The following is an 18,805-nucleotide window of genomic DNA, read 5'->3' as shown; positions in this document are numbered from 1 at the left end:
TGCCTTTCAATCAGGCCGGATTCTTCAAATCCAGGAAATCAAGGACACGACGGATACAGCCGTCCATATTCAGGTATTCAAATTCTCCAAACCGTCCGAGCGGTTCGATTCCCTCATCCCGGAGATAGGAAAGAACAATCCCGATATTTTTCTGATAGGCAAGGTCATACACGACATAGGCATAGTCCTGCCGCCGGACAGCAGCATACACCACATCATCCGGCGATTCCAGAATATTCATTTCTGTCAGTCCTTTCACCGTGTGGGATATTATCGCATCATCCGTCATCCGGGAGACCTCATCTCCTTCATTAAAGGTAATTTCCGCAAGAACCGATGACTGTCCTGAAGGGGCAACGGCATCCGAGTAATTGGACGGGAAGGAAATGCGGTTGAACATCCCAAGCTCCTTCTGGGGCACATACAGCCAGGAATAATCAAACACCTTATGGGATACTCCCAGACAGACGGAAAAGAGGGAGTTATACCGGAGGGCAGTGATGGCCTCACGGACATTCTTCGGCACATCGGAGAGGCATGGCAGCAATTCCTGCGGAGGAATCGTCGATATGCACCGGTCCGCCACAATTGTTTCTGTGCCATTGCTGATTATAAATCCATCAGCAGTTTTCTGAATGGATGAAACGGAAAAACCGCATCTGATTTTATCTTCAACAGGTGCGGCAATTGCACGGACAAGCGCCTCGATGCCGCCTGTCACCGGATAGGTAAAGACTGACTGGTGGGTATAGCCCTCTGTTTCAATCCCTATCGCGGATTTGATGATATCTTCCACCGGAGGGCGGGGGATGCGACCGTCCACCCAGTGCAGTGACATCTTATCTGCCGGATAATTCCATATTTTCTCATTATACGGAATCATATAGAGGTCGGCAATCCCGGCGCCGAAGGTATAGAGAATCCATTCCCGGAAATTTTCCGGAGGCAGCAGTTCTCCTTTTTCAAGAGCGATGAGCGTTTTGATATACTCATTGATGCAGTAAAACCGGTCTTCCGGGGGAAGCCCGGCAAGGCCGTTTTCAAACGGATACTTGACATATGCTCCCTTAAAAAAGATCTTGGTGTTCCGGTTCCGCTCCGCTTTGTTATCCTGCAGCACATCACGCATAAATGACTGGACCTCAGCATCACGCGAGAATATAATATGGGAGCCTCCGTCATCAAAGGTAAATCCATTTTCTGTATGGGAACGGCAGAGCCCTCCGTATGTGTCGTCACGCTCCAGAATAACTACTTCCTCACCCTGTTGGGAAAGGAGTCTGGCAAGCGTGACACCGGTAAGTCCGCCACCGATTATCGCTGTCGTCACAATCTAAATTATTATGCCGCCGGGGCATAAAAAAGGCAGGGAAAAATTATTTGGGCTGAATGAAAGGACCGGTCAGGGTATCATTCAGCACATCTTCACTGTTCTTCGGTGTCATCAGGCTGAACGCAATCATCGCAATGATAGAGAGCGTCAGTGCATAAAGACTGAAATGCACCGGCAGCGGTGACACAAACTTGTGGTAATATCCAAAGATGCCGGACCCGATGAGGCCTGCAAGCATACTTGCAATAGCACCGGCACCATTCGCCCGCCGCCAGTAGAGTGCTGCCAAAAGCGGCACGGCAAAGGTAGCAAGCATGACGCCAATTCCCATCCAGATGAGCCATGCAAGCATTGCAGGCGGATTAATTGCAAGGAAGAGTGACACTGCTGCTGCAATAACCACACAGACCTGACTCACTTTCAGTACCTCACGATCGGAGGCTTTGGGCTTCAGCAGATTCCGGTAGACATCCCAGGAAAACAGGGTGCCGATGGTAAGCATCAGCCGGTCCGTTGTTGACATGACCGCCGCAAGCACAATCACCGCAAAAAATGCCCAGACCAGCATGCTGGGCATGGCATACTCCACGCCATACATGAACGCAAAATCCTGGGTATTTACGGTCGCAGGCAGTACCAGTTTTCCTTCCTCAACCAGCGTCCGCACGGCAAAACCGGTAAATTTCACCAGAAACATCACAACCAGATAAATTCCGAATGCCACCAATGGAGACCACCGGAAGAATCTGGTCTCTTTTGCAGCGAGAATGTTATTGATCACATGCGGGGCGCAGGCAAGACCTACCATCAGAAGAATGCCAAATGAGAACAGAAATTCCGGTGTACAGTAAGCATATGCCGCGTAGGCAGGGGATGGGTAGAAGGGCTGCACCATATTCGGATCAATGGATGACAGCACTTCGTTGATATGGGTCAGACCGCCGGCAGAGATAATGACAAGAGGTGCCATGATGAGGACCCCGGCAATGAGAATGATGCCCTGAATCAGTGTGGTCCATGAGACTGCGTACATCCCGCCGATAACCGTGTATACCGTAATAATGATGGCTGATATAATCAGTGCTGTTGTATGCGGAATATTAAAGAGCCATACTAAAACAAGGCTGATTGCCGTATACTGGCCAACAAGGTAAATCAGGGAAACCACAATGCCTGACACTGCAGCGAGCCCCCGCACCGTCCGCGGGCTCTCATACCGGTGTGCAAGGTAATCCTCGACCGTCATGTACCCGGTTTTTCGCGAGACCGCATGGAGTTTTGCACCAAAGACAATGATGGCAAAGGATGCAGCAAGCGGGACAAATATCTGCTCCCATATACCCGGCCATCCGGATGCATACCCAAACCCGCTGACGCCGACGAGCGTCATTCCGGAACAGACCGATGCCACCATCAGGATGGTGAACACCCAGAACCCAAGAGAACGGCCCGCAAGGATATAGTCTTCAGTGTTATGAATTTTCTTTGAGGCCCACCCCCCGATACCGATGAGCATGATACCGTAGAGGGCAATTATTCCGAGAGTAATGATATCAGACATCGGGCTCGTCACCTCTGAAATGCAGGCCCCACCAGATGAGGAGACCAAAAGATACTGCAAGCGCACAGCCCACAGACACCATCGTTAATACCGGTAATCCAAACATGTAACTATGCTAGTATGTAGCATGCTAACATATAACATGATTGGATATTTTTCCGGATGCCTCCGGCGATTCCTGAAAAAAAGAAGAATAGTTATTTCCTGGGGGAAACGGTCTTTGAACCGCGCGGCATGGCAATCTTTCCGGTCCGCACCAGTTCTTTGATGCCATACTGGTGGAGTAATTTCTCCAGTGCGTCAATCTTAACTGTGTCACCCGTCACTTCGAGAACGACAGTCCGTGTCCCGACATCAATAATACGCGCACGGAAATTATCTGCAAGCTGCATCACCTCAGCACGCGATGTGCCGGGTTCGGCTGAGACCTTTATCAGCGCAATCTCCCGGGCCACGTGATCGATATAGGTGATATCGCTCACCTTAATAACATTGATGAGTTTATTCAGCTGCTTTTTCACCTGCTCAATAATCTCATCGTCTGCAATCACGACGGCAGTAATTCTGCTCATTCCCGGCTCTTCGCAGGTCCCGACGGCAAGACTTTCAATATTAAAACCCCGGCGGGTGAAAAGACCGGCCACACGGGAGAGAACACCCGGTCGGTTCTCTACCAGAATCGAGATCGTATGCGGTTTCATCTTTTATCCCCCAAAATCATCTCATTGATGGCAGCGCCTGCCGGGACCATCGGCATGACATTCTCTTCCCGCTCAATTCTGAAGTCAAGCAAAAACGGCCCGTCACAGGTGAGTGACTGCCGGAGTGCATCCTTTACATCGGCCGGGTCCGTGACACAGATCCCCGGCACGCCGTATGCCTTCGCAATACCGACAAAATCAACCGAAGGCAGTTCGGTGTAGGAATATCGTCTGTCATAGAACAGTTCCTGCCACTGACGGACCATGCCGAGGTACTGGTTATTCAGGATCATGATCTTTACCGGAATATTATACTGGACAACGGTTGCAAGCTCCTGAATATTCATCTGGAAACTGCCATCCCCTGCAATATCAACAACCGTCTTATCAGGGCATGCAATACTTGCGCCGATTGCTGCGGGGAATCCGTATCCCATAGTACCCAGGCCGCCTGACGTAATCCACTGGCGCGGACGGGTAAATGAATAATGCTGTGCAGCCCACATCTGATTCTGGCCAACCTCAGTCACGATGATCCCGGAGTCTGTGAGCAGATCAGAGAGCGTCCGGACAATATACTGAGGCGTTAAAAGACCGGTATCAACTGCCGGAGGCTGTATGGATTGGCTCTTCCATTCTGCCAGCCGGTCATTCCATGGACTCTGAACGCGTTTTTCCGTCAGTTTCAGGTTAATCTCTTTTAGGACCTGCCTGACATCTCCCACAATCGGAAGGTCCACGGCCTTATTTTTACCAATCTCAGCGGGATCGATATCGATATGGATAACCTGTGCATTGGGGGCAAATGACTCGAGTTTTCCGGTGACCCGGTCATCAAACCGTGCACCGACCGCGATAAGGAGATCACATTCGGTCACTGCATAGTTTGCACTCTGGGTCCCATGCATCCCCAGCATTCCCAGGTTCAGGGGATGATGGGCGGGAATAGCCCCAAGGCCCATCAGGGTGGTGGTGACCGGGATCATCATGGTTTCTGCAAAACGCATAAGCTCTGCATCGCCACCGGATGCAATCACACCGCCTCCTGCATAGATAACAGGGCGGGAAGCCCCGGATATCATACTAACAGCCTTTTCAATCTGTTTCGGGTGCCCCCGCACCGTCGGCTGATACCCCCGTATCGAAACCTTCTCCGGCACAGTTTCCGGATCCGCAACAACATCAGTCTGTACATCCTTGGGAATATCGATTAAGACCGGGCCCATCCGTCCGGTGCCGGCGATGTAGAAGGCTTCATGGACAATCTTTCCGAGTTCACCCGCATTATTCACGAGATAACTGTGTTTCGTGATCGGAAGAGTGATCCCCGTGATGTCTGATTCCTGAAATGCATCATTTCCCAGAAGGGTGGTGGGGACCTGCCCGGTAATTGCCACGACCGGTACAGAATCCATATAGGCAGTGGCAATTCCGGTGACCAGATTACAGGCACCTGGTCCGGAGGTGGCGAGGCAAACACCCACTCTGCCGCTTGCCCGTGCATATCCGTCTGCAGCGTGTACCGCTGCCTGTTCATGGCGAACAAGGATGTGCCGGAGTGAAGAATCATATAATTCGTCATATATCGGCAGAACAGTGCCTCCGGGGTATCCAAAAATGGCATCCACCCCTTCGTGCAGCAGGCTCTCAATAAGTATTTTAGCCCCGGTTTTCATTCTCTTCCCTCATTAATCGGTTCATCCCGGCAATTACTGCTTCAACACTCGCGGTGATAATGTCAGTCCGCGCGCCCCGGGATGTTATTACTTTACCGTCTTTCCTTAATTTAACAGTTACATCTACCAGTGCATCTGCACCACCGGTAATCGCATCTACATGGTAATCCTCAAGCCGGATATCAGCAACACCGGAAACCGAGTCCTGCAATGCCTTAATGGCTGCATCAACCGGCCCGTTGCCTGTGGCAGCACCGGTTTTCTCCACTCCGTTCACTGCCATTGTTACCGAGGCAGTAGGAATTGACCGGTTGCCGGAAACAACGGTAAACTGGCGCATACTGATCACCGGAGTGCATACCAGCTGCAGGACGGTATCTGCTATTGCCATCAGGTCAGCATCCGTAACCCGCTTTCCTTCATCTCCCAGCTTTTTCACCCGTGTCAGGATCGCTGCAAGCTGTTCGGATGTGGCCGTATAGCCCAGTTCTGTCAGGGACGCCTCAACAGATGCACTCCCGGAATGCTTTCCCAGGACAATCCTTCGGGTTCTTCCGACCATCTCGGGCGGCACGGGCTCATACGTTCGTGCATTTCTGAGCACTCCGTGGGCATGAATTCCACTTTCATGGGTAAATGCCATGGAGCCGACAATGGCCTTGTTTGCCGGAAGATCAATCCCGGTAAGGCGTGACACCAGTGTCGAAAGGGGATATATCCGTTCCGTCTTTATGCCGGTGTCTCTTCCATAGAGTACTTCAAGCGACATCACCACCTCTTCGAAGGGGGTATTGCCTGCACGCTCACCAAGACCATTCACCGTAACATGCGCACACGAGGCACCTGATTTTAGTGCGGTGATGGTATTCGGGAGTGCAAATCCGAGATCATTATGGCAGTGGATACTGACCGGTGCAATGCGGGTTAACGGAGGAATATACTCTGCCGTGTGTTCCGGTGTGAGAATACCAACAGTATCACAGAAGCAGAGCCGGTCGGCTCCATGGGCAACACCATCGGTAAACAGATGGGCAAGAAATGCCTGATCTGCACGGGACGCGTCCTCACCGGAAAGTTCAACCACAAGCCCCCGCTCCTTTGCATACTCAACAGCGGACATCGCCATCGCATATACCTGTTCACGGGTCTTGCGCATCTTTTCTGTTATATGCAGATCACTTACCGGAACTACAAGATGAACGGAATCGGCACCTGCGTCTGCAGCGAGGTCAATATCATAGGCAAGTGCCCGCACATAGGTGCAGCACTCAGTGCCAAGACCTGCATCAGAGATCAACCGGATTGCAGTAAGCTCCCCTTCCGAGGCTGCGGCTGAACCTGCTTCTATAACATGGACTCCAATATCAGACAGGGCACACGCAATCTCCATTTTTTGTTCAGGAGTCAGCGTAACACCAGGTGTCTGTTCACCATCCCTCAGGGTGGTGTCAAAAAAACGGGGCTTATCGACAAATAAAGCAACCACTCATAGGTAATACACCCGGACAGAAATGTACCTGAAGATATTATAATCATTTGCTTCCGTGCAAAAATAGAATGAAATAGGTTTAATGTCTGAAATGCCGGACTCCGGTAAATACCATCGCAATATTGAGGCGGTTTGCCGCATCAATCACTTCCTGATCCCGAATGGAGCCGCCCGGCTGAATCAATGCTGTCGCGCCTGCCTTTGCCGCTTCTTCCAGAGCATCAGGGAATGGCAGGAACGCGTCAGAGGCAACAGAGGTGCCTTCAAGGGAGGAAAGTGCCTTTTCGACAGCAATCTTTGCTGCATCAACACGACTCATCTGACCTGCCCCGATGCCAACGGTGGCAGTGGAGTTTGCAAAAATAATCGTATTGCTTTTTGTGTGCTGACAGACCTTCCATGCCATCTTCATTGCATCAAACTCTCCGGCAGTTGGTTCACGTTCGCTCACAACATGCCAGTTGTCGGTTATGGATTCGGGTGATACCTGAATGAGAGCTCCGCCGCTGATGGAGCGAACAGCAGGTGCCGTCTCTTTTTCCGGTAATATCAGAACACGCATGTTCTCTTTTCTCTTCATGATCTCCCGTGCGGAATCAGTATAGCCTGGTGCAATGACGACCTCGACAAAGGTTGACGCGAGTTCTTCTGCGACATCATCCTCCACCATGCGGTTCAAGGCTACAACAGATCCGTATGCTGAGACCGGGTCCACATCACGGGCACGGAGATATGCAGGAAGCAGTGCGTCTCCCGTTGCAACGCCACAGGGATTGTTATGCTTCACAATGACTGCCGCAGGTTCATCAAATTCATACAGAAGGGCCGTTGCGGAATCTGCATCAAGGTAGTTGTTATACGACATCTGTTTGCCCTGAAGCGGTGTCTGTCCCGCAATACCGCTGGTGCCGTAGACTGCCGCCTTCTGATGAGGATTCTCACCATACCGGAGTTCACGGCCGTTTTTCAGCTGGAATGAGTATATTTCCGGGAATTCGCGGTCAATATTGTACAGATAATTAGAGATTGCCGCATCATAGGAAGCGGTCCGCGCAAAGACTTTCCGTGCAAGGTGGAGACGGTCTTCTTCTGAAAGGCCCCCTTCTTTTATTTCTTCCATGATTGCCGGGTAATCCGACGGATCAATGACCACTGCTACATCCCGGAAATTCTTGGCAGCGGAACGAATCATTGCAGGCCCGCCAATATCGATAAATTCAATCAGTTCGGGGAGAGAGAGATCTTTTTTCGCCATCTCTTCAAAGGGATAGAGATTCACAACAAGGAGATCAATAGGTCCGATTCCCTGTTCAGCCATCACCTGTTCATCTTTCCCTCTCCTGCCCAGAAGTCCGCCATGAATCTTTGGATGCAGCGTTTTTACTCTCCCGTCCATCATCTCAGGAGAACCGGTATATTCAGATACTTCCGTAAACGGAATCCCTGCTTCTGCAAGGGCCTTTCCGGTCCCTCCCGAACTCAGAATTGCAATGTCGGACTCAGACAGGAAACGGGCCAGTTCAATAATTCCTGTCTTGTCCCACACAGAGAGAAGTGCAGTTTTCATGCGCATATTATCAGCGTAAGATATTAAGAAACTAATGACCAGCGTCTGCCGCAGTAACACGTATTTTTGCGTCAGAACAACACACACTATAGCATTATATGAGAGAATCTATTCGAGAACCACCATTTCGAAAAAGCCTGTTCTGGTGTCCGGACTGTAATGTCCCGCTTGTTGCATCTACCTGCGGATGCGGAAAATCAGGGTATGAGATACCCCTTACCCGGCCGCATGATGTTCGCCCTGTGCTGGAGCATGACAGAAATATCATCACAGAATACCTGAATACCAGATTCGGTATTGAAACGCTTCCTCAAATCCTTCTCCTCAATAAATCGGGGGGCATTGACCGTACGGATACCATTATTGCAAACGGGGTTCAGTTCGGCCGTTTAACATTTGATCCGCTTCTGCGGGAATATACCATAGAACTCACCCCTGATGCCCTCCCGTTTGTCATTAGCGAAGTTTCCAAAGGAATTGTTGATATCACGAATGAGATTGCAGAAGGGGCAAACCGCCATCTGGGTGGCAAAAATATTCCCTGCAAATCCGATCTCACAGACGGACCGGTTATCGTTCACGCAAACGGGCGATACGGAACCGGATGGCTGCGGAACAATGTGGTGAAAGTAAAAAGTATGGGGAGACCCCGCCCTGCAGTATTTCCGGACCCGGACCGTGAACAGGTGATACGCTGCAACAAACCCCATCTCAAAAATCTGGAACGCCATGCCATACGGTTTATCAAAATAGAGAAAAACCGGCGTCCGGAGTGCAATGTTGCATTCTCCGGTGGTAAAGACAGTGTTGTTGTTCGTGAACTCGCGCGGAAGGCAGGTGTCACCGACTGCTACTATGTCGATACCGGACTGGAATTTCCGGAAACAACCGAATTTGTCCGGTCACTTGAAATTCCATTGACACTCCGGGGTCAGGATTTCCAGGCGGGACTTCGCAAAAATGGTATTCCTGCAAAGGATCACCGGTGGTGCTGTGAATGGCTGAAACTTGAACCCGTCCGTCAATGGAGAGAAACCAGAGGGGAGTGTGTCACCGTTCAGGGCAATCGCTGGTATGAATCATTTGCACGGGCGGGACTTCCCGGCGTGGCTGAGAACCCCTATTATTCCGGACAGCTGAACATATCCCCTATCCGGGGATGGCGGGCGCTTGAAGTATTCCTGTATATATGGTGGAGAGAGCTTCCGGTAAATCCATTATACGAACAGGGATTCGAGCGCGTCGGGTGCTGGATGTGCCCTGCCATGCTCGAATCAGAATATGAAATAACACGGGGACTTCACCCGGAAAAGATAGCAGAATGGGAGAAAATTCTTGCAAAATATGCCAAAAAAGAGCATATTTCAGAAGCAGCGATGAAATGTGGATGGTGGCGCTGGAAGAGCCCGCCGCCAAAAATGGCAGAGCTCATGAAAGAGAGTGGCATTCAAATAAACACCCAAAGATCAATAAAAATAAAAAATAAGCGATAAACTCCCATTTTTTTAAATTTAGGCCACATAGGCGGGACTAAATTTTTGTTTAAAGAGAAACCAATATATAGAACCCCTAGCCATAAAGTAGGTATATCGATCAGAAAATGCCAGTTGGCAGAGGTAATCATGACTGATAATCCGGACCTGAAAAAAGATGAAACATCTGCACCTTCGGATGGCACCTCGTCCTCTGATATGGCAGAAAATGACCAGACCGAACTTACAGACGCTGAACGACTGGTTGAACTCTACAGAGAGTGTGATGAGCAAAACAAACGATATCTGCGGCTTGCTGCTGATTTCGAGAACTACAAAAAGCGTGTCGGACGGGAATCAGAAGAACGCTCAAACCGTGCTGTGGAGCAACTGGCCCGTGAAGTGCTGGTTATTGCCGACAACATTGAACGGGCACTCGTATCGGATGAAAGTACCCTCCGTGAAGGTGTCGAACAGATTCATAAACTGCTTGAATCAGTGCTGGATCACCATGAAATTACCAGGATCGAATGTCTGAACCTTCCATTTAACCCGGAAACACAGGAAGCGGTGGCGTATGTGCCTTCGGACTGTACTGAAGGAACAGTCATTGACGAAATTGAACCGGGATATTGCAGAAAAGGAAAAGTAATTCGCTGCGCGAGAGTCGCAGTGTCACAGGGAAACACAACAGAGGAATAGGAATATGGCATCAGAAAAAATTCTCGGAATTGACCTTGGTACAACAAACTCATGCATGTCAATCATGGAAGGCGGAAAATCAATCGTTATTCCAAATGCAGAAGGAGGACGGACAACACCGTCAGTTGTCGCATTCTCCAAAGAGGGAGAGCGCCTAGTTGGCAATGTCGCGAAACGGCAGGCAATCACAAACCCGGGACGGACCATCATCTCAATCAAACGTGACATGGGGTCTAACCGGAAAGTAAAGATTGATGACAAGGAGTACACACCACAGGAGATATCAGCAATGATTCTTCAGAAACTGAAGACAGACGCTGAAGCATACCTTGGTGAGAAAATTAACAAGGCAGTCATCACCGTGCCTGCATACTTCAATGATTCCCAGCGCCAGGCGACCAAAGACGCAGGGAAAATTGCCGGCCTTGAAGTAATGCGTATCATCAATGAACCAACAGCAAGTGCTCTCGCATATGGCATTGACAAAGAAGAAGAGGCGACCGTCCTTGTCTACGACCTTGGCGGCGGTACATTCGATGTCTCCGTGATGACCCTCGGTGACGGTGTCTTTGAGGTGCAGGCTACAGCAGGAGACAATCTCCTCGGTGGCGACGACTTCGACCAGTGCGTCATTAATTACCTCGTTGATGAGTTTAAAAAGAAGGAAGGTATCGACCTGACAAAGGATCCGATGGCCATGCAGCGTCTCCGTGATGCAGCAGAAAATGCCAAAAAGGAGCTTTCAACGGTTCAGAAGACAAATATCAACCTTCCGTATATCACCACTGATGCAGCAGGCCCGAAATTCCTTGATATCGATCTTACCCGTGCAAAGTTCGAACAGCTCATCGGAAGTCTGGTTGACAAAACGCTGGGCCCGGTCAGGCAGGCCCTTGACGATGCCGGTCTCACGGCAAACGGAATCGACCATGTCCTTCTGGTTGGTGGTTCCACCCGTGTTCCGCTGGTACAGGAAAAAGTCAAAGAGATCCTGAAAAAGGACGCAGATAAAGGGATCAATCCGGATGAATGTGTGGCACTCGGTGCTGCAATTCAGGGTGGAGTACTTACCGGTGAAGCAAAGGACATCGTTCTCCTTGATGTTACGCCACTCACACTCTCCATTGAAACCATGGGTGGAATTGCCACAAAACTCATTGAACGCAATACAACCATCCCTACACGAAAAAGCCAGATCTTTACCACTGCCGCAGATAAGCAGACCAGTGTTGAGATTCATGTGGTGCAGGGTGAACGGGCGCTTGCCAAGGACAACTTCACCCTCGGCAAATTCCAGCTGACCGGCATCCCGCCTGCACCCCGCGGCATCCCGCAGATTGAAGTGACATTCGACATCGATGCAAACGGCATCATCAATGTCTCGGCAAAAGATCTTGGAAGCGGAAACCAGCAGGCCATCACAATCTCCGGTGACCGTCACCTCTCGGATGAAGAGATTGATGAGATGGTCAACAAAGCCAAGGAGTTTGAAGAAGAAGACAAACGGAAGCGCGAAGAGATTGAAATCCGCAATAATGCTGATACTGCCATATTCTCCTCTGAAAAACTTCTGAAGGATTCTGCAGACAAGATCACCGATGATGAGAAGAAGTCGGTTGAAGACGCTGTTGAAAAGGTCAAATCTGCCCTTGAAGGTGATGACACCGAGACCATTAAGACGGAGACCGAGGCACTCACCGAAGCAGTCTATGCAGTAACCATACGCCTGTACCAGGAGGCTGCGGCTGAAGCACAGGCAAGCGGTGAAACCGGAGAACCTCAGGCATCTGCACCGAATGATGATTCAGTCGTCGATGCAGATTATGAAGTTCACGAAGATAAGAAAGAGTGAGCAGGATGTCCGGGAAAAATTACTATGACATCCTTAATGTTCCGCGTAATGCCGATGAAAAGGAACTAAAACGTGCATACCGGAGTCTGACAAAGAAATATCACCCGGACATAAACAAGGACGAGGGCGCAGAGGATAAATTCAAAGAGATCAATGAGGCGTACAGCGTCCTCTCTGACTCCCAGAAACGGGCCCAGTATGATCAGATGGGCCACGACACCTATACCAGCGCGTCAAAAGGATCATATCAGGGCGGCGGATACGGGTCAGGTGGATTTAACGCAGACTTCGGTGGATTCGGAGATATCTTTGATTCCTTCTTCGGCGGCGGTGCACGGGGCCCCCGGGGCCCCCAGCGCGGGTCTGATCTCTTAATGCGCATCCAGATCACCCTTCAGGACACCGTCTTTGGCGTTGACAGGGACATTGATGTGATGCACAATGAACCCTGTACGGCATGTGACGGAACAGGAAGTGCAACGAAAAAGACGAATGTCTGCCCCAGGTGTGGCGGAAGCGGCCAGGAACGTCGCGCAAACAATACCCCATTCGGTCAGTTTGTCAGCATGGCAACCTGTTCACAGTGTGGCGGGTCCGGACGAATTCCTGAAGAACGCTGCAAAACATGCAATGGCAGCGGTCACTCACGGGTGAAGAGGACAATTACCGTTAATATCCCTGCGGGGATTGAGAGCGGCATGCGCCTGAGGATGGAGGGATACGGAGAAGCAGGAGATGCAGGCGCTCCGAATGGTGACCTCTTTATAGAGGTGCATATAACCCCGAATCCACAATTCACCCGTATCGGGGACAACCTTGAAACGACAGCCGACATTTCTCCTGCCCAGGCGGTGATTGGATCATCGATCACCATTAAATCAATCGACGGCAGGAAGATTGATCTGAAAGTCCCTGCAGGCGTTCAGAATAATACCGCACTCAAGATTCCGGGAGAAGGCGTTCGCCGGCGCGGCAGACCGGGAGACCTGCTTGTCAGAATGAAGATCATCATCCCGAAACACCCGGGTTCACAGGAGAAAGAACTCTATGAAAAGATTCTGGAACTGGAAGGGAATAAAGAATCAGGACATGGTTCAAAGGGATTCTTCCAGGATCTGAAGGACAAAATCAAATAATTCTGAATAATCATTCTTTTTTCTGTCTGAAGCGCAGCTGTATATACTCAAATAATACTTCCATTACCCATTCCAAAGGAGTTATCACTCCGGATGGAGTAGAACTATACCAGTATATGAAATGTATCTTTGAGCTCTCCGGGGAGCATCCTGAACTTCCGTTTGCAGAAGTTGAAACCTTCGCCTGCATTGAAGAACAGGCAACACAGGTGGCTGTCGCTGAATGCTCCGACCCTGAAGCCTGCTGCAGGCTGGCCATGACACATACCGTCATGGAATATCTGGGCAGATGTGATGCAGATGAAGCCAGTATCACGGCCATGCTTCAGGCACTTTCCATTACAACCGAACAGACGTTTGCCGCACGGGTACGGAAAATGGAGGATGCAGGTCCAGGGATATCACAGCTTTCACTGGAGAGGCTGATTGGTACCAACATAAAAGGCCCGGTCTCGCTTGATGCACCGGAGACGGAATACCGGGCGATTCTTACCGGCAACACATGTTATTTTGGCCGGGTCATCCTCCACATCGACAGGGGGAGTTACCAGTACAGAAATCCGATGCGCAGGCCGTTCTTTCACCCTGGTGTGATGATGCCGATTACGGCCCGCACGCTGGTGAATCTTTCTCAGGCAAAAGCGGGCGATATCATCTGTGACCCGTTCTGCGGAACCGGCGGCGTACTGCTGGAGGCGAAACTCTGTGGAATGGAGATCATCGGAAGTGATATGGATCCGATGATGATTGACGGATGCCGCAAAAATCTCCCGGACGCTGATCTCTTCCTGGCAGATGCAACAGCTCTCCCGCTAAGCGACAACTCTGTTGATTCAGTGGTAACGGACCTTCCTTATGGCCATTCCGTGTGCATCATGGCAGAATCAATGGATCAGTTATACACGGATTCGCTGCGTGAAATCCGCAGAATTGTCAAACCGGGTGGACGATGCGTCATTGTAACACATGTGGACATCCAGACTCTCGCGGAGAAGGAATTTACGATTGTCAGAAAATTCTCCCAGCGAATACACAAAAGCCTGACCCGGCAGATCATGATTCTGAAATCTCCGGAGAATACTCCGGCCGAAACGCATACTGCATAGTGTGGAGGGTTTTCTTTCGGATAATGCAATACATATTTTTTGTTTTTTTGAGGGGACGATCCAATCACCAGACGTTCGCCACTATAATATAGTATTCAGGTAAAAGTACTATCAGGCAACACGGATAATAATATCAATATCATTATACTGTATTCCGCATTGCCTGGGCGAAAAAGGTTATCACATGAATACTCTCAGGTGGATAAAGGAATCCTTCAGATCCTGTAATCCAAATAAAGCAATTGCAAAGCGGGCAATCCGGCATCTGAAAAAAATCGAGAAGAAACAGCTATTTTCAGATGATATTTCAACCATGCGTGCAGCGGAAGGACGATGGTATGAATCGCTGATGTATGAAATGCTGCTGGAATTCTCATGCAGATCCAGCAATCTTCAGCATATCGTCCGAAAAGGAGCAGATGCACCCTTCCCTTCAATTCCTGCAAAATTTGGCCAGAATGGCCTGTACTTCTCCAACCGGGGAGATATAAATATCCGCGGAAACGGTCAGGATATTGCTGAAGTTGATATGCTCTTTGTCGGAGGAGACGGAAAAATCGGATTTGCAGAAGTAGTTACATCCGGAACCGAACTCAAAGAACTCAGAGAAGAGGTCCATTACAAAAAGAAACTTCTTGGATACCTCTATGGACAGATTACCGTGCCATTTGTTCTGTTTTCCTCCGTTGACATCTCACGCTCTTCCGTCGTGAAAAAACTGATGCGTGAAACAGAGAGCGTACTGATTGTCACGAAATCCTGTGATACGCTGAAACATCTTCTCAGCAGTGCTTCAACCAGAGGTATTCCGCGCAAACCACTGAACCATGCAAAACTCATTGATGTGAAAGATCTTCAGCCACGGCGGCCCTTTGACTATAAAAAAATTCATGACTACCGAAGGGACAGAGTCCTTTCAGAGATTACTGCAGGCAGACCAAAAGAAGAATTTCATGAGAAAGATGAACTCCCGCCTGTCGCCAAAAAACTGCTGCTGGGTGCCCTCCATGAATCGGGCTCACGGGAAATCTGGGATGGAAAAAAACTGCTCATTAAAGGAATAGCATATGATCAGGAGAAAATCGCAAAGGAATTTTCAAAAGTAATTATTGCACTGGATATCCCGGAATTTGAACCCGTCATTTACCTCCGCTCACGAAATAAAAAGGAGTACCTGAAAGTCGTTGTGCGAAAATCGGGCGGTTTCCGCGTTGAAAGTAAACGGACCCCACAGATGACCGGATTTTTCCTCTGGCTTGAATGTCTTAAACCGACAATCGGGGGAAAGGTTGCCCGTAACTATGCAGATATCTTCCTTACCCGGGCCTGATATCCGAAAAAAAGTGGATTACTGTTCTGACTTCTGTTCGCAGGATGCGTCTGATGCATACCTGCACTCCCGGTTTCTGCAGCAGCATTCTTCTTTTTCTGAATCAGCACAGCCTGCCATCTCAAGACGCTTGCCTTCAACGAGAGTTTCTACAACCTTTCTGCGGCCTTCATGGAGATCACGCCACAATGTTTTCCGGGAAATTCCCATCTTTACAGCTGCAGATTCCTGGTCATAATCCAGCAAATCAACCAGCCTGAGAGCCTCAAGCTCCTCAGGTTCAAGGACATTCACCCTCCCCTCAGCATCAGGATGGCAGCATGGCTGAAAACAGCGGTACTGTGAATCTTTATTCAGAAATCTTCTTTTACGGGGCCTCCCACGCCGCGATGGGGTTTCTTCCCCGGAATTGCACCTTCTCATCTGTACTGAATCTTCTATTAGCAGATTATTTATGCATACGTAATATGTTCACTCAGAAGAAAGGGTTGAATCATGCCGGACATGGGCAGAGAGGAACCGCTCCACCACCCATGTATTGCGCACTTCCGGGTGAAACATGACGCCATATGCAGGGTTATCCTTATGCCGAACCGCCTGAACGCAGGCGTCTGATTCTGCAAGAGGAATAAACTCACCCCCGGGGACTGTACTAAACCGGTGCAGTTCATATGCGGTCCATCGGTTTTCACGGAATATCGGATCACCGGTTGCTGTGCAACGGATGGCAGTCATGCCAATTTCAGGGTTTTGCTCAATGCTGCCGCCATATGCAAGGATGAGCGCCTGCATGCCTGCGCATATTCCAAGAACCGGCACCGGCGATTCCGGGATCCATGTGAAGCATTCAGTCATTCCGGCAAAGCGATTGTCTCTGAGCGGTGTTCCGCAGAGGATCGCTGCACCAGCTTTATCCATGGATGCAGATTCCCATTCGGTAAAATGACAAATTTCAGGCTGATACCCACAACCCTTTACAATATCTGCGATTGGACGAACAAACTCATCCTCACCAAGAGAATGCGGTCGATAGCAGAGATCTACGAGGAGGATCATTTATCAGTCACTTCCGCGGCGTGTATCTGATACCGACCGTTATAATTTGCATACACTGACTCTGACTTCAATACGGCAATTTTTTTCTTAAAAAACGGTGCATTAGTCACCAGGGTTTCCAGTTCGCCCCCCTCTCCGGTAAGGGTGATGCCATATTTTGCTGCATAGAGCCGCAGAAGCCTGAGGGCTTCATCATCAATACGTCTTCCCAGCCAGGTTTCGTCAAAGGGAGCAGAGAAAACACCGGAGATAATTACTTCAAAGCCCTCATCAATCAGAGTCTGCATGTACCAGTCCTGATCAATATGCCAGAGCGGGTTATAGCACCAGAGACCAAGGGCATCACAGATCTTCTGAATACGGGTCGCCTGATACACAGAGAGAACGGCTCCGGTCACAATACCCTCAATACCGTACTGCTCAACAGCAAGGGATATCGCACGCTTCAGGTCTTCCAGTTCTTCTTCTTCTATACCTGTGGTAGTATATTCCAGTATGGGGAGGCCCATTGCCTCTGCCTGCAGTGATGTGAGATGAATATTCGGCGTATGAAACATGTAACTCTCGTCATTTTCAGATACAAGCGAGATCAGGCAGGAGACCTCTTCTTTCTGCATTGCCCGGTATGTGGCATATACTGAATCTTTGCCGCCGGAAAATAGTACACCAAGTTTCATATTTCTTTCCAACACTCTTTTGTTTTCAGATATCAGGTACACCTGATCGTGCTTAGATAACTCTCAGTGAATAGATAAAAGGTAAACGGCATCACGGCGGTTAGAGAGAACGATAGTATGACTCTTATCAGAGTAAATATTTTGTGAAATAATCAGAATCAGCACTCAGAAACCTAATCATCCGGTCGCTATTCGGCCTGTCTCTTCTTTCCCGTAAACGAAAAACCAAGATGACGGGTAAAGAAATAATACCAGAATATGACCATCCAGGCAGTAAACAAAATCCAGCCGGTATGAATATGCACCTGTTCAATGATTCCCTCAGGCCCGTAAATATAGCCACTCAGGGAAATGATTGCAATCCTTCCGATATTCGATGCATACGTTCCGATATATCCAATGAGTATCAGAAGGGCTCCCCGCTTTGAGATCGCCTCAGGAAATGTTGACAGAACAATTATGGATGCAACAGTGAACGTTCCAAGTGACCAGATGCCGGTACAGTCTGACACCACGGCAAGTCGGATTGTTTCACCGGAAATGGATAAAAATGAGATGATATTTCCATTCACACTAGGATCAATTCCCATCAGGCGGATGATACCGGTTGTAAGGGTGATTGTCGGGGGAATCAGGGGGGCTATCAGCCAGTCCTCATGGCGAATGAAAATTTCGTACATTTCAAACCCAAGAACAGCAATGATTGGAAAGAATAACGGGAATATCAATGTTCTGAATGCAAGCAGTCCAAACACTACTATACTGATTCCTGAGAGTAAAAGAGAGAATTCAGCAATGGAAAACGGGGGATTGCCAAGGCCAAGAGGGATATTGAGAAAACTGAATATACAAATCCCGAATCCTGCCAAAACTACAGCAATCTGTTCTCTTTTTCCGAGGTACTTCTGGGTTTTGGTAGAGAAATAGATCATTGAAATGCAGGTCAGTATCCAGATACTGACTGCATCAACTTTTGAGTAGGATAGGGAGGATAACACAAAAAAGAGAGAGAGGGCAGCAATCGCAAGGATTACCCAGATCTTCGCAGCCTTTTGCGGAGTTGTGATATTGATTGAATTACTATCCATGATTCCCCCGGTTATGATTCCATAGAGTATTGTTAGTTTCTACATATCTAACTGAATAT

General features: G+C 49.2%; 16 protein-coding genes. 6 read left to right on the top strand and 10 right to left on the bottom strand.

The window, feature by feature from the left end; translation table 11 throughout:
* Positions 1–10: 10 nt before the first annotated feature.
* The 6 genes from L1S32_RS03220 to purH form a co-directional block, all read right to left on the bottom strand.
* A complete protein-coding gene (locus L1S32_RS03220) occupies positions 11–1,330 on the bottom strand; it encodes an FAD-dependent oxidoreductase (RefSeq protein WP_278156085.1) in 1,320 nt (439 codons plus the stop codon).
* A gap of 46 nt (positions 1,331–1,376) precedes the next feature.
* Positions 1,377–2,894 (bottom strand): sodium:solute symporter family protein, encoded by a 1,518-nt coding sequence (locus L1S32_RS03215; RefSeq protein WP_278156083.1) that lies wholly within the window; start codon positions 2,892–2,894, stop codon positions 1,377–1,379.
* A gap of 197 nt (positions 2,895–3,091) precedes the next feature.
* Positions 3,092–3,595, bottom strand: coding sequence for an acetolactate synthase small subunit (gene ilvN, locus L1S32_RS03210; RefSeq protein WP_278156081.1), 504 nt, complete (start codon positions 3,593–3,595; stop codon positions 3,092–3,094).
* A complete protein-coding gene (gene ilvB, locus L1S32_RS03205) occupies positions 3,592–5,271 on the bottom strand; it encodes a biosynthetic-type acetolactate synthase large subunit (RefSeq protein ID WP_278156078.1) in 1,680 nt (559 codons plus the stop codon). Before ilvB ends, ilvN begins: the two co-directional genes overlap by 4 nt.
* Positions 5,255–6,757 (bottom strand): 2-isopropylmalate synthase, encoded by a 1,503-nt coding sequence (locus tag L1S32_RS03200; protein WP_278156077.1) that lies wholly within the window; start codon positions 6,755–6,757, stop codon positions 5,255–5,257. The genes ilvB and L1S32_RS03200 overlap by 17 nt, the downstream gene beginning before the upstream one ends.
* An 82-nt stretch (positions 6,758–6,839) precedes the next feature.
* Positions 6,840–8,327 (bottom strand): bifunctional phosphoribosylaminoimidazolecarboxamide formyltransferase/IMP cyclohydrolase, encoded by a 1,488-nt coding sequence (gene purH / locus L1S32_RS03195; RefSeq protein WP_278157127.1) that lies wholly within the window; start codon positions 8,325–8,327, stop codon positions 6,840–6,842.
* A 98-nt stretch (positions 8,328–8,425) separates the two neighbouring features.
* Between purH and L1S32_RS03190 the strand changes: the two genes are divergently transcribed.
* From L1S32_RS03190 to L1S32_RS03165, 6 genes are all read left to right on the top strand, one after another.
* Entirely contained in the window at positions 8,426–9,820 is a 1,395-nt protein-coding gene (locus L1S32_RS03190) for a phosphoadenosine phosphosulfate reductase family protein (protein ID WP_278156075.1), read from the top strand.
* Positions 9,821–9,949: 129 nt separating this feature from the next.
* The gene (locus tag L1S32_RS03185) at positions 9,950–10,501 is read left to right on the top strand and encodes a nucleotide exchange factor GrpE (protein ID WP_278156073.1); all 552 of its coding nucleotides are present in this window, start codon (positions 9,950–9,952) and stop codon (positions 10,499–10,501) included.
* 4 nt (positions 10,502–10,505) lie between these two features.
* The gene (gene dnaK, locus L1S32_RS03180; RefSeq protein WP_278156071.1) at positions 10,506–12,353 is read left to right on the top strand and encodes a molecular chaperone DnaK; all 1,848 of its coding nucleotides are present in this window, start codon (positions 10,506–10,508) and stop codon (positions 12,351–12,353) included.
* Positions 12,354–12,358: 5 nt separating this feature from the next.
* Complete coding sequence (gene dnaJ / locus L1S32_RS03175; RefSeq protein WP_278156070.1) at positions 12,359–13,489, top strand: molecular chaperone DnaJ; 1,131 nt, start codon at positions 12,359–12,361, stop codon at positions 13,487–13,489.
* A gap of 116 nt (positions 13,490–13,605) precedes the next feature.
* Positions 13,606–14,595 carry a methyltransferase domain-containing protein gene (locus tag L1S32_RS03170; protein WP_278156068.1) on the top strand — a complete coding sequence of 330 codons (990 nt, stop codon included), beginning with the start codon at positions 13,606–13,608 and terminating at the stop codon, positions 14,593–14,595.
* Positions 14,596–14,779: 184 nt separating this feature from the next.
* Complete coding sequence (locus tag L1S32_RS03165) at positions 14,780–15,925, top strand: hypothetical protein (RefSeq protein ID WP_278156067.1); 1,146 nt, start codon at positions 14,780–14,782, stop codon at positions 15,923–15,925.
* Between the two features lie 18 nt (positions 15,926–15,943).
* Here L1S32_RS03165 and L1S32_RS03160 read toward each other — a convergent pair whose 3' ends face one another.
* The 4 genes from L1S32_RS03160 to L1S32_RS03145 all read right to left on the bottom strand — a co-directional run bounded on the left by L1S32_RS03160 (position 15,944) and on the right by L1S32_RS03145 (position 18,746).
* Positions 15,944–16,348, bottom strand: coding sequence for a DUF134 domain-containing protein (locus L1S32_RS03160; RefSeq protein ID WP_278156065.1), 405 nt, complete (start codon positions 16,346–16,348; stop codon positions 15,944–15,946).
* Positions 16,349–16,396: 48 nt separating this feature from the next.
* Positions 16,397–16,981 carry a gamma-glutamyl-gamma-aminobutyrate hydrolase family protein gene (locus tag L1S32_RS03155; protein WP_278156063.1) on the bottom strand — a complete coding sequence of 195 codons (585 nt, stop codon included), beginning with the start codon at positions 16,979–16,981 and terminating at the stop codon, positions 16,397–16,399.
* Positions 16,978–17,658: a diphthine--ammonia ligase gene (locus tag L1S32_RS03150; RefSeq protein ID WP_278156061.1), complete on the bottom strand. Its 681-nt coding sequence runs from the start codon at positions 17,656–17,658 to the stop codon at positions 16,978–16,980. Before L1S32_RS03150 ends, L1S32_RS03155 begins: the two co-directional genes overlap by 4 nt.
* A 188-nt stretch (positions 17,659–17,846) precedes the next feature.
* On the bottom strand, positions 17,847–18,746 hold the full coding sequence (locus L1S32_RS03145; protein ID WP_278156059.1) for an exosortase/archaeosortase family protein: 900 nt from the start codon (positions 18,744–18,746) through the stop codon (positions 17,847–17,849).
* Positions 18,747–18,805 lie beyond the last annotated feature (59 nt).

The organism is Methanogenium sp. S4BF (genome assembly GCF_029633965.1).
GTDB lineage: Archaea > Halobacteriota > Methanomicrobia > Methanomicrobiales > Methanomicrobiaceae > Methanogenium.
The sequence above is the reverse complement of the archived record's forward strand: the minus strand, read 5'-3'. Positions and strand labels throughout refer to the sequence as shown.

Excerpts from the sequence above, each read along its gene's own strand:
- ilvN (WP_278156081.1), bottom strand. The coding sequence starts at position 3,595 with ATGAAACCGCATACGATCTCGATTCTGGTAGAGAACCGACCGGGTGTT.
- L1S32_RS03185 (WP_278156073.1), top strand. The coding sequence starts at position 9,950 with ATGACTGATAATCCGGACCTGAAAAAAGATGAAACATCTGCACCTTCG.
- L1S32_RS03160 (WP_278156065.1), bottom strand. The coding sequence starts at position 16,348 with ATGAGAAGGTGCAATTCCGGGGAAGAAACCCCATCGCGGCGTGGGAGG.
- L1S32_RS03150 (WP_278156061.1), bottom strand. The coding sequence starts at position 17,658 with ATGAAACTTGGTGTACTATTTTCCGGCGGCAAAGATTCAGTATATGCC.
- dnaK (WP_278156071.1), top strand. The coding sequence starts at position 10,506 with ATGGCATCAGAAAAAATTCTCGGAATTGACCTTGGTACAACAAACTCA.
- L1S32_RS03145 (WP_278156059.1), bottom strand. The coding sequence starts at position 18,746 with ATGGATAGTAATTCAATCAATATCACAACTCCGCAAAAGGCTGCGAAG.
- dnaJ (WP_278156070.1), top strand. The coding sequence starts at position 12,359 with ATGTCCGGGAAAAATTACTATGACATCCTTAATGTTCCGCGTAATGCC.
- ilvB (WP_278156078.1), bottom strand. The coding sequence starts at position 5,271 with ATGAAAACCGGGGCTAAAATACTTATTGAGAGCCTGCTGCACGAAGGG.
- L1S32_RS03165 (WP_278156067.1), top strand. The coding sequence starts at position 14,780 with ATGAATACTCTCAGGTGGATAAAGGAATCCTTCAGATCCTGTAATCCA.
- purH (WP_278157127.1), bottom strand. The coding sequence starts at position 8,327 with ATGAAAACTGCACTTCTCTCTGTGTGGGACAAGACAGGAATTATTGAA.
- L1S32_RS03155 (WP_278156063.1), bottom strand. The coding sequence starts at position 16,981 with ATGATCCTCCTCGTAGATCTCTGCTATCGACCGCATTCTCTTGGTGAG.
- L1S32_RS03215 (WP_278156083.1), bottom strand. The coding sequence starts at position 2,894 with ATGTCTGATATCATTACTCTCGGAATAATTGCCCTCTACGGTATCATG.
- L1S32_RS03190 (WP_278156075.1), top strand. The coding sequence starts at position 8,426 with ATGAGAGAATCTATTCGAGAACCACCATTTCGAAAAAGCCTGTTCTGG.
- L1S32_RS03170 (WP_278156068.1), top strand. The coding sequence starts at position 13,606 with ATGAAATGTATCTTTGAGCTCTCCGGGGAGCATCCTGAACTTCCGTTT.